The 15,977-nt window shown below is 44.5% G+C and carries 13 protein-coding genes; 10 read left to right on the top strand and 3 right to left on the bottom strand.

From position 1 onward, the window contains the following. Positions 1 to 318: 318 nt before the first annotated feature. Positions 319 to 3,915: an endonuclease/exonuclease/phosphatase family protein gene (locus NDI33_RS04080; protein ID WP_199302358.1), complete on the bottom strand. Its 3,597-nt coding sequence runs from the start codon at positions 3,913 to 3,915 to the stop codon at positions 319 to 321. A gap of 37 nt (positions 3,916 to 3,952) precedes the next feature. Here NDI33_RS04080 and NDI33_RS04075 point away from each other — a divergent pair, with 37 nt between their 5' ends. Next, positions 3,953 to 4,189 carry a hypothetical protein gene (locus NDI33_RS04075; RefSeq protein WP_190668435.1) on the top strand — a complete coding sequence of 79 codons (237 nt, stop codon included), beginning with the start codon at positions 3,953 to 3,955 and terminating at the stop codon, positions 4,187 to 4,189. Positions 4,190 to 4,720: 531 nt separating this feature from the next. Here NDI33_RS04075 and NDI33_RS04070 read toward each other — a convergent pair. Together NDI33_RS04070 and NDI33_RS04065 are read right to left on the bottom strand one after the other, a co-directional pair. Beyond that, a complete protein-coding gene (locus NDI33_RS04070) occupies positions 4,721 to 5,473 on the bottom strand; it encodes a peptidylprolyl isomerase (protein WP_190674517.1) in 753 nt (250 codons plus the stop codon). Between the two features lie 192 nt (positions 5,474 to 5,665). After that, complete coding sequence (locus NDI33_RS04065) at positions 5,666 to 7,261, bottom strand: serine hydrolase domain-containing protein (protein ID WP_190674515.1); 1,596 nt, start codon at positions 7,259 to 7,261, stop codon at positions 5,666 to 5,668. A 219-nt stretch (positions 7,262 to 7,480) separates the two neighbouring features. On the opposite strand from NDI33_RS04065, the gene dxs reads away from it, so the two are divergent. The 9 genes from dxs (at position 7,481) to NDI33_RS04020 (ending at position 15,946) form a co-directional block, all read left to right on the top strand. Then, positions 7,481 to 9,388, top strand: coding sequence for a 1-deoxy-D-xylulose-5-phosphate synthase (gene dxs / locus NDI33_RS04060; RefSeq protein WP_190674512.1), 1,908 nt, complete (start codon positions 7,481 to 7,483; stop codon positions 9,386 to 9,388). Positions 9,389 to 9,638: 250 nt separating this feature from the next. Then, positions 9,639 to 10,697 (top strand): S-methyl-5-thioribose-1-phosphate isomerase, encoded by a 1,059-nt coding sequence (gene mtnA, locus NDI33_RS04055; protein ID WP_190674509.1) that lies wholly within the window; start codon positions 9,639 to 9,641, stop codon positions 10,695 to 10,697. A gap of 42 nt (positions 10,698 to 10,739) precedes the next feature. After that, on the top strand, positions 10,740 to 11,372 hold the full coding sequence (locus NDI33_RS04050) for a type IV pilin-like G/H family protein (protein WP_190674506.1): 633 nt from the start codon (positions 10,740 to 10,742) through the stop codon (positions 11,370 to 11,372). Between the two features lie 121 nt (positions 11,373 to 11,493). Beyond that, positions 11,494 to 12,093: a type IV pilin-like G/H family protein gene (locus NDI33_RS04045; RefSeq protein WP_190430203.1), complete on the top strand. Its 600-nt coding sequence runs from the start codon at positions 11,494 to 11,496 to the stop codon at positions 12,091 to 12,093. 155 nt (positions 12,094 to 12,248) lie between these two features. Continuing rightward, positions 12,249 to 12,869 carry a type IV pilin-like G/H family protein gene (locus NDI33_RS04040; protein ID WP_190674503.1) on the top strand — a complete coding sequence of 207 codons (621 nt, stop codon included), beginning with the start codon at positions 12,249 to 12,251 and terminating at the stop codon, positions 12,867 to 12,869. Positions 12,870 to 13,044: 175 nt separating this feature from the next. Further along, positions 13,045 to 14,058, top strand: a complete 1,014-nt coding sequence (locus tag NDI33_RS04035; protein WP_190674500.1) for a type IV pilin-like G/H family protein — start codon at positions 13,045 to 13,047, stop codon at positions 14,056 to 14,058. Positions 14,059 to 14,131: 73 nt separating this feature from the next. Next, positions 14,132 to 14,443, top strand: a complete 312-nt coding sequence (locus NDI33_RS04030) for a hypothetical protein (RefSeq protein WP_190674496.1) — start codon at positions 14,132 to 14,134, stop codon at positions 14,441 to 14,443. A gap of 61 nt (positions 14,444 to 14,504) precedes the next feature. Then, complete coding sequence (locus tag NDI33_RS04025) at positions 14,505 to 15,305, top strand: sterol desaturase family protein (RefSeq protein ID WP_190674493.1); 801 nt, start codon at positions 14,505 to 14,507, stop codon at positions 15,303 to 15,305. Positions 15,306 to 15,421: 116 nt separating this feature from the next. Next, positions 15,422 to 15,946: a rhodanese-like domain-containing protein gene (locus NDI33_RS04020; RefSeq protein WP_190674490.1), complete on the top strand. Its 525-nt coding sequence runs from the start codon at positions 15,422 to 15,424 to the stop codon at positions 15,944 to 15,946. Positions 15,947 to 15,977 lie beyond the last annotated feature (31 nt).

The following is a 15,977-nucleotide window of genomic DNA, read 5'->3' as shown; positions in this document are numbered from 1 at the left end:
ATCTGGCTAGAGAGGACATTTTGTTGATAAAGGTGTATCGAGCGAGGACAAATGCAAACAATCTCAAAGTTGCATTGCTTGAAAAAGTTATAGTGTAGTCTTTAGCACATTTCAATTCTTTCTGTACTTATTTGACACTTTAATTGTTTACTACTTTAGGAAGATGAAAAAATTTTGACAAAAACTTTATAAAAAATTCATTGTGACTTTATCTCGGCTTTATATAATTTTTTCTTATAGGGGCTTAGGTCCGTAAACCCTAACCAGAACGATGTCCGATTACGGTCAACAGACGATTACCAATTGATTTTCACTTAACTAGATCGTGGTGAAATCATCGCTGGTCAGGGTGTTTGCTTGCACTCCAGTAAGTGTCGCTAATAGTTCCCCTGTGTTCGCAAGACCGATTAAAGCGTTGTTTGCATTCGCACTCGTCCCTTGGGTAATCGTTAGATACTCCAACTTCAAACCATCGGATAATACGATGAGGTCTTGAGTATCCGTGAAGTCAAGAATCGTGTTTGTGTGGCTGTTATTCGATAAAACAAAGCGATCGCTACCATTACCGCCGAAGAGTGTATTTTGACCAATCCCACCATTAAGCCAGTCATCACCGTCGCCACCAGCGAGGTAATCGTTTCCTTCTCCACCTAATAGAGTGTCATTGCCAATCCCGCCACGCAGCAAGTCATCGCCACCCAATCCTTCTAACGTATCATTGCCACCTTGACCGTTAATAACATCGTTAGAAGCATCAAAACCTTGGGTGTTGTTATCCAAATCGTTAAGGAAAGTGACAGTATTTTTGTTGAAAATCTGTTTGAGATCCTCGTTAGCGTTAGCAATGTCAAAGCTTTTCTGAATCTGCGTTTGTCCGTCAAAGAGAATATTGCCGATGTCTACCGACGCACCTGTAGATGGTTGGAGATTATTCAAATCTTGGAGGGTAAAATTTTTCAAGATAACCTTCGTGTTATCAACGCCATCGAATGCGATCGCTAAATCGTTACCCGTTTGAGTTAAAAGTAGATTGTTGGCAGTTAAACCAGTACCTTCGAATTTGAGGGTATCGACTTCAGAAATTATCTCTGCCGATGGATGATTTCCCGTTCCTACGCCACCGAAATCTGTAATCGTGTCGGTGCCATCGCCACTGCGAATCACAAAAATATCTTGGTCACCACCGCCGGTGAGGATATCATTTCCTTGCAGCCCGATCAGGGTATCGTTCCCCGCTTTCCCATCAATGCGATTATTACTATTATTGCCTACCAAGGTATTAGAACTTGCGCTGCCATTGATTGGTAAGGTAAAACGGGCGACTAGCGGATCGTGGTCGCTATCTTGAGTTGCAAACTCGGCATTGAGATGTACTACATCGATTTCTGCCGTCGATTTGAGATTTTTACTGACTAAAATGTGGTCAAGCGCTTGAGAATTCCCTTCAAAAATGTAGGTATATTGTTCGTTCTTCGGCAAAGTATCAATCAAGTTCGTGAGGTCGTTACCTTTTAATACTTCTAACGGCTTTGAGAACTGAAAATCATTAAAATCCCCCAGGACTATGACATTGGCATTGGGGTCAATTGCTAGCAGGCTATCGACAAAGTTATTAACGGTAGCGGCTTGTTGTAGACGTTGCGCTTCTGAAGTGAGTATTGGCGGTTGAGAACTGCCGAAAAGAGGTTGATCGCCACCTTTGGAGTTGAAGTGGTTGCCAATGACAAATACTTGATTGCCGTTGAAGAGAAACTCCCCAACCAAAGGCTTGCGACTGTTGGCAAAGGCGTCACCGTTGGAAAGGTTAGTGTCAATAATGCGACCCGGACTAGCGGAAAGTTCTGCGCCATCTGTTCCGCTATTTACGGTGGTGTTGGTCGTGGAGGTGCCGCCGGGACGGTCTACAAACTCAACGCGATTTGGGTTAAAGAGGAAGCCGACACGGATATTACCCCCCGGTTGACCGCCATCTTGGTCGTCTACCGGGTTAATTTGACGGTACTCGTAAGTCGGGCCACCCAAAGATGCGATCGCATCTATTAGGGTTTGGTAAGTTTGGTTAGCATCAACGACACTATCATTTGTGGCACCATTGTTGTCTTGGATTTCCTCCAAGCTAATAATGTCTGGTAATTTGAGGTTGTTGATAACAATATTCGCAAGGCTGCTAAATTTAGCGTTATCATCAGCAGGATTGAGATTCTCGACGTTAAAACTAGCAACCGTCAACTGGTCGGCACTTCCTGTTAATGCGGTCGTTTCCCGTGCTAAATTTCCCGAAATGACGTTAGGTAAAGGTGCAGTATTGAGAAGCTTATAATTGCCAAAGCTGTAGTCGATGACGCCGGTGATGGAACCAGTGAAGTTGTCGCCTACATTTACTTGCGGTTCACTGTTAATAATGGCATCGTCGATAATAATCCGTTCTGGGTTAAAATCCCCCGGCTGAACTACAATACCGCCCCTGTCCGTTCGGGTGCTAGCATTCACACCATTGTCAGCCAGGACGGGAATTTCACCAAAATCATTGGTAGGCCCTACCGCTACCGCATTATTCACCTGCACCCGCATTCCTTCTAGGCTTTCGTAGAAGTCAATGCCGTCTTGCGTCGGGTTGAATATACCTAATCCATCATCATCAATCACTTGAGTTGGAATCGTGCGTCCGCCCTCACCCAAAATAGTGCTACTAGGTAAAGGATTGCCCTTGGAAATTGTTGCAATCCCTGCATTCCCCACAATAATTTGAGTTGTGGAGAGACTGCTGCTATCAGAACCGCTAGGAATGAATTCATCAACAATCCCGCTAACCAGAATAGAGTCCCCAACACTGACTTTGGGGGTTATCCAAGTGAGGACGAAAATCCCCTCGGAGGTAGCATCATTCGTGTCCGGATTAGGATCTTGCAGATAAAATCCATTTGACTTTACTGCGGTGACGATACCAGGGACTTTGGAAACCAACTGACCCACCAATGGCGATGTATGGCTAGCACCTTGAATGTCATGGATGCGAAGATTACCAGCTTCTAGTTCGTCGTCAGTTACGGTTACGGTAATTGTGCCGCTAATATATTGGGTTGCAGAAGCTGTTAATGTCACCGTCTGAGAACCCTCTACAAACGGATCGTTCACCGCATCAATTGCGAAGGTTGCTGATGCCTGATTTGCTGGAATGGTTACAGTTGTCGCAACGGTAGCTTCGCTGGTGTCGCTGCTGAGTAAGTTAATCGTGAGTGACTTTGATAAGTCTCCGGTTCGGGTAACAGTTCCAGTGGCAGCACCTGCACCCGCAGCTTCTGAGAAGGTAGCGGAGTCAACCGTCAAACTAAGGGATTCTGTTATTTCGCTGCCAGTATTTGTCACTGTAAATGCACTACTGGGCATCGTCAACCGTTGGGTATTATTGCCCGTCCAATTCGCTGGGTTGCTGATTTTTGCAAGTAACTCTGCTCTAGTTCCGAAAGTGCCGTTAGTAATGTTATAAGTTGCGTTATCAATTTCTGGGATAGATACCGCCGTTAACCCGTTTGTTAATCCTGGCGGTAATGCAGAGTTATTGTTACTGGTCGCATTCTCTGCCCATGCCGAATCGTTACTATTAATTGCATAAATAAAAGTGGGAGCTGTTGCCAAACCCTGGTAGGCAAGGATTTGATCTCCATCGCTTGAAAGTTTCATTGAACCAACACCCGGATTGACAATTTCGCCAACCGAGTAGTTTCTATTTGCTGTCCAAGTCAAAGTTCCTTCACCCTTTCTAAATTCGTTGCTGCTTTGCCAACCTTTATTTGTAAAGTGAATTGCAGTTCCAGAAGCAATATCTTTTAGCAAAACAAAGGCAAATTGATCGGGATCGTCAAAATTGAAACCGATAATGGCGATGTCACCAGCAGCAAGCGTTGTCGGAGCCATATAAGTCTCTTTTCATTTTCAATGGTTGTCTAGAACTGTGAAGTCAAGTGGGAGTAGTATGGCGATCGCTAAATTCCATTTTTCAGGAGCGATCGCCATACTACTGTTTCTTCACAGAGATTACTCTTTCCCTCGGCAGGTCAAATTGAGCCAACCTACTTGTGGTAAAACAGATACTTTGGCAAAATCTATCTCTCCAGAAAATTGGTTGTTTGTAGCCAACATCATCAGCACTTATCTCAGTGCCAAGGGCAGAATTTCAAACTTTCCTTAGCCTAAATAGCGCCACCCTAAAGATATTCAGTTGATGTTAACAAACCCTGATAATTAATTCTAAGTATAAATTAAGCTGGGATGAAGTTGCCGTAAATTCACGCAATCTTCATAAACCATCTTGGTACTAAGAAATCGCTATCTCTGTAGATATACTGAGAGGGGCAAAAAGTGGGCTAATACTTGTCGGCAACCACCCTCTATCTTGGGGGGGCGAACCCTGCTGCGGGGCTACCTTAAAGTCGGACAGGGAGACCCCACCCCGTCTACAGCAGGGTGGTTTCATACAATCCTTAGAAAATTTTGAGGCATTGCGACATTTTGTAGGGATATGGCAATCAAAAAGCCCCTACCGCCAACCAAAATCAACGTTACAGAATTTTCTTTTAATAAATGAAACCACCCTGCTACCGCTCCCCGTCCACAGCTACCGTGTATATACAAGTCTTCTTGAACTTGCAAGTCCCGTTTTGATCCCCCAACCCCCGCTAAATTGGGGGGCAATCAATTTACATCAACTTTGCCTTTAAAGTCACACTGAATCCGAGACTGAAGACTCGATAAACTGTAATAAACCGACTTGTTGCATCCGCTCTTTGAGCCAGTTATTAAACATTTCGTCAATCAATCGACGGCGCATTTGTTCATCTAACTGTGCTGGCAAGAACTTTTCAAGTCGAACGATTGCATACCACTCTTCCAGACGAGTAGGAGGCCATAACTGTCCCGGCTGACTAATGGATAGCATTTTTGCGATCGCTGGATGCAAAGCACTCAAACTTACTGGGCCAATGACTCCCCCAGTGTGAGCTTCTGTTCCTTGGGAATATTCTCTAGCTAACTCTGCGAAAGATTGCTCTCCTTCCTGAATTCTAAAGTAGACTTCCTGGGCAATTCCCATATCTTTGGTACGAATTAAGGAACACACTACCTGGTCGAGACTCGCTTTGCGAGCGATAAAATAAGACTCGACCTTTGAACTCCAAGTAGCCATCTTAAACTTCTCTAGCAGCAAGGGTCGTACAGCTAAGTCTTCCAGTTGTTCTAAGGTCATGCCTTGGGATACCGCCCAAGCTTTTCGCGCTTCTGGGGAGGTGAGTTGGTGTTGCGCGGCAAACTGCTCTACAGCCAATTGACGCTCTATATCTGTGCAAGAATAGAGCGCGATCGCTTCGTCAATAATAATCCCTTGCAAAAACTGGGGCAGCAACTGATAACGGCTCAACAAAGACGGAATCTCATGTGCCTGAATTACCTGGCTGCCAACTTGAAAAATTTCCGCCATCTCAAACGCAGCTACCCGCCTAGGTTTTGCCCGATTGCATGAGTCACTCGGATTGGTTCTCAACTCTTTGCTACTGACCAAATCTTATAGCAGATTCGATCGTTATCTTTACAGAAGTGTGGATTGAACTAGAGAATTGCCAGATGACGCAACTATTGTTTTGGCTGAAATCAACAGAGCAATTGGGATGATTTAACAGCGGGTAAAGATGAAATAATTTCCTAAGTTAAGCGATCGCGCAACGCCATCCTCCTCGACTTGCACTTCAATTAGACCGAATTTGCAAGCAAAGTGGGTGTTATCTATCAGGATGCAGGGCACATCTTGGTTGAACATTTTGGTGTGGAGGAACACGCGATCTGCCTCAACATGGATAGTCAGCGTATCTAGATATGACGTGTAGCTGCCCGCATAAGATGCCCAAGCCGAGAAATCCGGCACAAACGAAGCATCGAGTTCGATGCGTTCGCAGGGTGAAGAGTTGACCATAATATACCGTGTCGGTTCTGTTGCTTCGAGGATAAAACCGACAGGAATTTTTTCTTGGCTCTCTGGCTTTTGTGCAAAATAAAGGTCTTTTTTGATTGCCTGTAAAGGCATCACCTGCTCGTTTAATTCAAGCATCAGCTGACCATCCACCACCTGAATCTCGAGCAAACCCGTCTGAGGTCCCAAATATAATCCTGTATATTGCGACCATAACTCGGTATCGGGCGCGATCGCTTGCGGCTTCGGTGCCTGCTTTGGCAGATTCAGGAGTTCGTCAAAGATTCGGTTGACGATTTTGTAAGCAGCAAAGTCAGGGGCACGACGGTTGAACACCAGCGAAACTGCAACATCAGCCTCCGGAACCATGAGGAACCAGCTACCAAAGCTGCTAATTGCACCATTGTGTCCGATTCGACGTATCCCCTTGTAGGGATCAACCATGAAAGTCAGTCCATATCCCGCCCCTTCCGCCGTATACCAGTCTGCATGAAGTGTTTGCATTTGGGCAACCGACTGGGGTGAGAGGATCTGGCGATCGCGAAAACAACCCTCGTTCATGTGCATCATCGCAAAGTTTGCCAAATCTAGCACCGTGGAAATGATAAATCCCGCTGGATAGCCAGCCGTATTGTCAGCAAAGCGGCGATCCACACTTAATGTTCCATCCTCATTCTGGTTGTGCGATTGAGCAATTGGATAAGTCATCGCCACCGTCGGATCGAATGTTGTGCGTTGCATCTCCAAAGGGTCGAAAACTAACTCTTGCATCAGTTGTGTAAAGGGCTTACCGCTGACAGCCTCAGCAATATAACCAACCACCATAATGCCGGGATTGCTATAGGAATACAGCTTGCCGGGAGGTGCAATAATCGGGTACTTCGGGATCTGGTCTCGGACGTAAGCCTCAAGTCCCTCTGGATCGCGCCGACCATAGTTTTGGGCATCCGTAGGGAGTCCAGATGTATGCGTCATCAGCATCCGTAGGGTGATTTGCTCAGCAGCTCCCTCCTCGCTGAGGGCGAACCAATCAATGTAATCTTTAATGGGTCGATCGAGGTCAAGCTTACCAGTCTCAACTAGCCGCATCACCGCAGTACCAGTGAGCGGCTTGGTGACAGAACCAATCCGAAACAGAGTTTGCGGAGTTACAGGGATTGAGCCATCTTCCACGCTAGTGACACCAAAACCCCTGGCATAGATGACTTCCCGATTTTGGACAACCGAAAGCGCCACACCTGGGATAGCGGAGGCTTTCATCTGTTCTTCGATTTGCTGTTCTAATTGATAAAAGTTAAGCATTGGTCTCTACATCCAGAATTTTTGTAATTTACGGATTTCATCGGATATTGTGCATCCCGCTAACAATCCGGGTAACAGCGAGGGGGCTTCCGTGTCCCTAACGGTTACGCAGACTAAACCCGCCTTGTCTACCGTAATCATTCGGTTCGTTCCCCCAAATCCATTACAGTTTAAAGAGATAACTAAAATCCGATCCTTAAGCTTATAGGGAAATCTGGAATGCATTTGAGTGAAATTACTCATCCCAACCAGTTGCACGGTCTATCAATTCGTCAACTTCAGCAAATTGCCCGTCAAATTCGGGAAAAGCATCTCCAAACTGTAGCCACCAGCGGCGGTCATTTGGGACCGGGATTGGGGGTCGTAGAACTGACAATCGCTTTGTATCAAACGCTAGACTTAGACCGCGATAAAGTGACCTGGGATGTTGGGCACCAAGCCTATCCGCACAAGCTGCTCACCGGGCGGTATCACCGCTTCCACACGCTGCGCCAAAAAGATGGCATCGCCGGTTATCTCAAACGATGTGAAAGTAAATTCGATCACTTTGGTGCCGGTCATGCTTCCACCAGTATTTCATCGGCTTTGGGTATGGCAATGGCGCGAGACCTCAAAGGCGAGAACTTCAAAGTCGTGGCAGTGATTGGCGATGGGGCACTCACGGGCGGTATGGCGTTGGAAGCGATTAACCATGCCGGACACTTGCCCAAAACCAACCTGCTGGTGGTGCTGAACGATAACGAAATGTCGATTTCGCCCAACGTCGGCGCGATTCCTCGCTATTTGAACAAAATGCGTCTTAGTCCGCCGATGCAGTTTATTACAGATAATCTAGAGGAGCAATTTAAGCATATTCCCTTTGTCGGTGAATCCCTAACCCCAGAACTGGAGCGGGTGAAAGAAGGGATGAAGCGTCTGGCAGTTCCGAAGGTAGGGGCGGTATTTGAAGAACTCGGCTTTACTTATATGGGGCCGGTGGATGGTCATAATTTAGAGGAACTGATTGCTACCTTCAAGCAAGCGCACAAGATGCAGGGGCCAGTCTTGGTTCACGTCGCAACGGTGAAAGGGAAAGGCTACGAAATCGCGGAGAAAGACCAAGTCGGCTACCACGCACAATCCCCTTTTAACCTCGCGACTGGGAAAGCGGTTCCTTCCAGCAAACCCAAACCTCCCTCTTATGCCAAAGTTTTTTCCCACACGCTGGTTAAACTTGCTGAGAATAATCCCAAAATTGTCGGCATCACAGCAGCAATGGCGACGGGCACGGGTTTAGACAAACTCGCCAGCAAACTGCCTAAGCAATACATTGATGTCGGCATTGCCGAACAACATGCGGTTACTTTAGCCGCCGGTTTGGCTTGTGAAGAAATGCGACCCGTTGTCGCGATTTACTCCACTTTTCTGCAACGTGGCTACGACCAAATCGTTCACGATGTCTGCATTCAAAAATTACCCGTCTTCTTCTGTCTTGACCGCGCCGGAATTGTCGGTGCTGACGGTCCCACGCACCAAGGGATGTACGATATCGCCTATCTGCGCTGTCTCCCGAATATGGTGTTGATGGCACCCAAAGATGAAGCTGAATTGCAGCAGATGATCGTGACGGGTGTTAACTACACCGATGGCCCGATTGCCATGCGCTATCCTCGCGGCAATGGCTACGGGGTGCCCCTGATGGAAGAAGGCTGGGAAGAACTGCCCATCGGCAAAGCCGAAATTTTGCGCCAAGGCGATGATGTTTTGATCCTGGGTTATGGCTCGATGGTCTATCCCGCCATGCAGGCAGCGGAGATTTTGAGTGAGCATGGGATTGAGGCGACTGTTGTGAATGCTCGTTTTGCGAAGCCGCTGGATACTGATTTAATTTTGCCTCTGGCTCAGCAGATTGGTCGGGTGGTGACGCTGGAAGAAGGCTGCATCATCGGCGGCTTTGGTTCGGCTGTGGCAGAAAGTCTGCTGGATCATAATCTGATGGTGCCGATTACGCGGATTGGCGTGCCTGATGTATTAGTGGATCATGCTACGCCAGAACAGTCGATGGCGGAACTGGGTCTGACACCGGCTCAAATTGCCGAGCGAGTGAGGAAATCTTTTAGTCCTCAGCTGTCAGCAGTGATGAGTTAAAGGTAGGTTTTTTTAACGCAAAGGTACGCACAGGTAAGCGCGATCGCGCCGCTTCGCTAACGCAGAGGTACGCAATGATATCGGTTGCGCTTTGGGTGTAGTCTGAGCTTTCCTTGGTGTTCTTTTGCGTTAAGGCAAAATCACCCTAAGTTTTCGGGAGAAAGCACGAGGTAAAAAAGCAGTTAGTCGGGTAAATATCGGCTAAGTTGTTAGAAACTATCATATTGATAACTAGCAACTCACCGCCAATATGTCTACCAAAACTCAAGTTTTTCCGGTTATTTGGAACGAAGACCGCGTTTTGCTCATCGACCAAAACCGCCTGCCTACCGAGTACACGTTTGTCGAAATCAGCTGTTGCGAAGATATGGCGCAGGCGATTAAAACGATGATTGTCCGGGGGGCACCGGCTATCGGTGTTGCGGCTGCCTATGGGATGTACCTGGGGGCAAGAGAGATTCAGACAGACAAGCGCGAGGAATTTTTGACCAAGTTGGAGCAAATTGCCGAGATGTTACGGCAAACTCGTCCAACTGCGGTTAATTTATTTTGGGCGATCGCGCGGATGTTGCGAACTGCCTATGAGTCTCTCGGAACGGTAGAAGAAATCAAATCTATTTTACTGACAACTGCTAAGACGATTAATGCAGAAGACTTGCAGACTTGTCAGGCAATCGGCGATCGCGGCTTAGAAGCTTTACCCTCCAAGCCCCATAAACTGGTTATTTTGACTCACTGCAACGCTGGAGCTTTGGCAACTGCTGGCTATGGAACTGCCTTGGGGGTTGTTCGTTCTGCATGGCGAGATGGGCGTCTGGAGCGAGTCTATGCTGATGAAACTCGTCCCCGCTTACAAGGTGCGAAACTGACTTCTTGGGAATGCGTCCAAGAAGGCATTCCAGTTACGGTGATTACCGATAGTATGGCAGCTCACTGTATGAAACAGGGTTTAATTGATGCAGTCGTTGTCGGTGCTGACAGAATAGCCGCAAATGGTGACACTGCTAATAAAATTGGCACTTACAGTCTGGCACTGGTTGCTAAGGCTCACAATGTTCCTTTCTTTGTTGCCGCACCCCTCTCTACGATTGATTTTGAGTTGTCTTCTGGCAGCAAAATTCCGATTGAAGAGCGCCACGCTTCGGAAATCTACCAAGTTGGCGATACGCTTCTTACTCCTGCTGGCGTGGAGTTTTACAATCCAGCATTTGATGTCACTCCCGCTGAATTAATTTCAGCAGTGATTACCGAGTATGGCGCGATCGCACCCAGTGAGTTAAAACAGTTTCAGACCAAACAATTGGTTTAGAAGGGCGCAAGAATACAACAGAAAAATAAAAAGGAACGAACCTTGGGAAAGACTACAGCCGAAACCAAACATCATCTTTTGAAAAACGAACCAATCCGTAAATTTGCGGCGTCTACACAAACAGATTCATCGTCTCTTTACAATTGGCAAGATTCCCTCAAACAGCGAAGAAACATACTCTTTTTCGCAACGGGTGTAATAACGATAGGGAATTTGGTATTGGTAGGTAATCCCATTGCTTTCGCACTCGGGCTTCCCCCTATGTTGAAATGTGGCCCAGTTAAGCAATCAGCAGTGGAAGAAAATATTGAGTCAATTAACTTAGCTCAAGAAGCCCATTTTTCTGAAAAAAAGTCCTTTGCTAACGACTTTAATAAGTTAGGAATCCGCCTTCAAAAGCAGGGTGACGACTACGAATATTCAACCCGTGCCACTTCTTCGGCTGCCTTTAGTTACGGGATATCCCAAAGTAAAGGAAATAACAGTTACGTTGGGGCTGTGTTTGTAATACCAGCTACTGAGGCCAAATCTAAAGTTGCTAACCGTGAGACAACAGTAACAATTTTGTGCCAAGCGGATTCCCCTGGCGCAATCAAACCTGTAGAGCCAGCTTATCAAAATGGCGCAATTGCATGCGGCTCCAACACCACAGAAATCTACCGTTATTCGCCTTAAGGCTAACTCGGAAGAAAGGTTAGATTGGGAATTGACACTTAAGCAATCCCAAATCTAACCTTTTCAGGAATTTCTCATTCTACCAGTGAATACTTATTAAAGCTTTTTGTGCTTTGCGTGTATGCAAAACACAAAAAAGTATATTGGGTTTATTTACTTGACAAAAGTGAAGATGATGAGCATCTATTTCCGAGCTAAGTGGTTACACTTTTTATTTAAAAAACATAAAAATGAAGGTATAGCCTTCTACATTGGAATTCTGATTCTTATAATAATTTTTGGTGTTTTGGCAGTTATGGCTTTGCCTATTTTTTTGAATTGTGCCAATACAGCCAATAACAAGAGATCGCAAGGAGAAATCTATATCGTCTCTATAAACAGAGGACAAGAAGCTTACTATTTAGAAAATAATACTTTTGTTGCTTCTCTGCCGAAACTCGGTCTAAGTATTCCAAGTAAAACAAAAGATTATGAATATTCTATTCGTGCAACAAAAACAGCGGTATTTAACTACGCGATCGCTCAAGAAACTGCTTCAAAACCCCTGAAGAGCTATGTTGGGGCTGTATTCATCGTACCAGACAATCATTCCCGAGACTTAACTACAGTAAGGATTCTGTGTCAAGCGAATGCTCCCGGTGCAATCAAGCCTGTAGAACCAGCTTATCAAAATGGCGAAGTCGCTTGCGGTTCTAACACCACAAAAATCTCCCGTTATTAGTCTTAAGGCTAACTCGGAAGAAAGGTTAGATTATGGATTGGTATCTAAGCCGGCTAAAATCTAAACTTTTCAGGAATTTCTCATCTTGCCAGTGAATACTTATTCAAGCATTTTGGACTTTGCACCTACGCAAAATACAAAAAAATATCCGGGGTTTGTTTACTCCCAAAAGATGGAATATGAATATCTATTTTAGAGCTAAGTGGTTACAATATTTGTCAAATAGAAATGAGAACCAGGGTAATGTCTTGATTGCGCTTTTGGTTGTCGTTGTCATTAGCATTGTTGGTATTTTAGTAGCTATAGCACTTCCTAGCGCTGTGAGTTGTGGAGGCAAAGCTGGTCAATCAGAAGGGAAACAATATATCGGCTCAATGAATAGAGCACAGCAAGCCTACTATCTAGACAATGGTGCTTTTGTGGCTTCAATTCCGAAACTAGGGTTAGGTGTTCAATCTAAAACAAAAAATTACGAATATTCCGTTCGAGCAACAAAAACGGCAGTCTTCAACTACGCGATCGCTCAAAAAACTGCTTCCAAACCTTTGAAAAGCTATGTTGGGGCTGTCTTCATAGTAACTGCATCTGATGTAGACGAGAAAGCGGCTGAAAATCACGACGAGAAAGCGGCTGAAAATCACGAGAAAGGGTCATCGTTATCAATAGTATGCGAAACAGAGACTCCCAGTAACAAACCTCCCGCCGATCCAACTTACCAAAAGGGTGCCCTCACTTGCGGTTCTAACACCACCGAAATCTACCGTTATTCACCTTAAGGTTAACCCGGAAGAAAATTTAGATTTTGGCTTTCCATCTAACTAAGCAAGCCAAAATCTAAACTTTTCAGGAATCCCTTATTTTCCAAGTGAATATTTCTTAAAGCTTTTTATAGTTTGCACGCACGCAAAGTATAAAAAAGTATCTAGGGTTTATTTATTCAAAGAGGCTGAAATGAGCATCTATTTCCGAGCTAAGTGGTTACAATTTTTATTTAAAAAGCACAAAATTGAAGGTATAGCTTTCTACCTTAGACTTTTGGTTCTTATGATAATTTTTGGTGTTTTGGCAGTTATAGCTTTACCTATGGTATTTCCTGAAGAGAGGATTTGTGGAGGCAAAGGCAGACTCTATGGGCAAGTCTATATCGGCTCAATGAATAAAGCACAGCAATATTACTATCTAGAAAATGGTGCTTTTGTGGATTCAATTCCGAAACTAGGGACAGGTATTAAAACTGAAAACAAAAATTATGAATATTTCGCTCGTGCGACAAAAACAGCAGTTTTTCACTACGCGATCGCTCAAAAAACTGCCTCAGACCCACTGAAGAGCTATGTTGGGGCTGTCTTCATAGTACCTACATCTAAAGTAGGCAAAAAGGCAGCTAAAAATAACAAGGAAACGTTAGCAATAATATGCGTGACAGATACTCCTACTAGCCAAATCCCCGCGGAGCCAACTTACCAAAAGGGTGTCCTCGCTTGTGGTTCTAATACTCAAGCACTTGAAGTACCTGAATTTATGAGAATCGAGGAAGAGAAACGAAGGCGAAGGGACGAAGGAAAACTTAACATTCTCTCAAAGATTAAAGGACAGCAAGCTTTCTATTTAGAAAGTGGTATTTTTTTTGCTCCTACTATGTCGAAATTGGGTATGGGTGTTACAGATATAACAGGCGAAACAACCAATTATGAATATTCTGTTCGCAGAACAAAAACGGAACTCTTTAACTACGCGATCGCTCAGAAAACTGCCTCAGACCCACTGAAGAGCTATGTTGGGGCTGTCTTCATAGTACCTACATCTAAGGTAGGCAAAAAGGCAGCTAAGAATAACAACGAAGTGTTAGCAATAGTATGCGAGACAAATACTCCTACTAGCCAAATCCCCGCCGAGCCAACTTACCAAAAGGGTGTCCTCGCTTGCGGTTCTAATACTCATTCGATACCATATTCGATACCATAGTGCCACGCCTAAAAAATATAGCGATCGCCTGAAACGGCAATTTTCCAAATCAAGTGATTCACCGGAGGTAACCATGCAGCTTAAGGATAAAGAAGAACAAAATTCAGTCAATATATCCTCACAGTTAAACCTAACCATTCAAGTTGAAAAAACGACTGAAAATAAGACAACAAATTCGATTACTAAATCTCAGCCATTTCTAAATAAACTTAGTCCCGAAATTAAGGCACTCCTTGTCTTACTTGTCTTTTTTAGTCCGGTGATCTTGATGGGTCTGATGGGTCTTGGAGCCTTGTTTGCTCTCAGTATGTCCGGCGATTTTGATACATTGACTTCCGATCCTTGTGGAGAGATGCAATCGGAAGACACTATCCAGCCTCGCTAAATCTAAAAAAGGCGTATGGTGGGCATTGCCCACCATAATTAATAAATAATGCTTAAAAATTATGCTTCCTGATGTTGTTAAAGGCTTTTTTTTGCTGCTATTTATATTAGTCCCCATAGAAAAGATATTTTTTTTACACAAACAGAAGATATTTCGTAAAGGATGGGTAACAGATACAATTCATTATTTTATTGGTTACTTTGTTGGCAGAACGGCAGTATTAGCCATTACTGGAATATTAATTGGACATTTTCTCAAAAACTTAATTAATTTAGAAATACAGATGAAAGTGGCTTCTCAACCTGTAGGGTTGCAGTTTATAGAAGCAATTTTCATCGCTGATACTGGATATTACATTGCTCATAAACTTACTCACAAGATTCCTTGGCTGTGGAAATTCCATGCGATTCACCATAGCGTAGAAGAAATGGACTGGTTGGCAACGGTGCGTCTGCATCCCATTGACCAAATATTTACGAAAACTTTTCAGATAGTCCCGCTATACATATTAGGATTTACTAAAGAAACGTTCGCTATATTTTTTGTTTTTGGTGCTTTTGAAGCTTTCTTTATTCATGCCAATATAAAAATTAGGTTTGGCTGGCTTCGGTGGATAATTGCCACCCCAGAATTTCATCACTGGCATCACACCGCCGAGCGAAAGTTCTATGACAAAAACTTTGCAGCTCAGCTTCCAATTTTAGATGTAATCTTCGGCACTCTCTATATGCCTGTGGGTAAAATGCCGAACAAGTATGGGATATCCGAACCTGTGCCTTCTGGGTATCTTGGACAAATACTCTACCCGTTTTCTAAACGAAAAAAGTTTATGAATCAAGTTAAAAGAATAGCGAATATATAAAAAAGTTTTTATGGTTCATAATTTTTATTTCTAGTTGTGACTAATGACATCTCGGTATTACGGTTGCTATGGTAATGAGGTTGAGGTGTCACTCATCGGAAAGTTTTATGCAAATAATGACTAAAATAACCAGTCGTTTACGTCCTTTACCTGTAATTTTAGGGATTGTCGCTGTTAGTGTTGGTGCTTTAGGTGCCGCGATCGCGATCGCAGACATCGATATCCAAGCGATCGCAACTGGCAAATATGCAAACAAAGTGACAGTAGTGCAGTTGCAGCAGGGAAAACTAAAGCCAGTGTTCCTTATTGATGTGCGATCGCCAGAGGAGTACGCTGAAGATCATATTGCTCAAACTCCACTAGTACCTCTGACTCAGATTGAAACGGGGATAGGAGTTGAGCGCGTTAAGGCATTGGTGAAAAAGAGTGTTCAACCCAATCAACCCGAACCAACGGTAGTGCTATATTGCACCAAAGGAACCCGTTCAACTAAAGCCTACTGGATGTTAGAGGGAACGGGGTTGAAGATGGCAGTCTTATCAGGTGGAATCACTGCATGGCGAAAAGCCGTGCCTGCGGAACAAGATAAAGCGGTCTTATCTCCGATTATTTTACAAGCTAAGAAGTTGAATCCTAACTAACTTCTTATAAAAACTCATTGAATGCAAATCA

Source organism: Trichocoleus sp. DQ-A1, from assembly GCF_039961955.1.
Lineage (GTDB): Bacteria > Cyanobacteriota > Cyanobacteriia > Cyanobacteriales > FACHB-T130 > FACHB-T130.
This window is presented reverse-complemented; position numbering and strand designations above follow the sequence as displayed.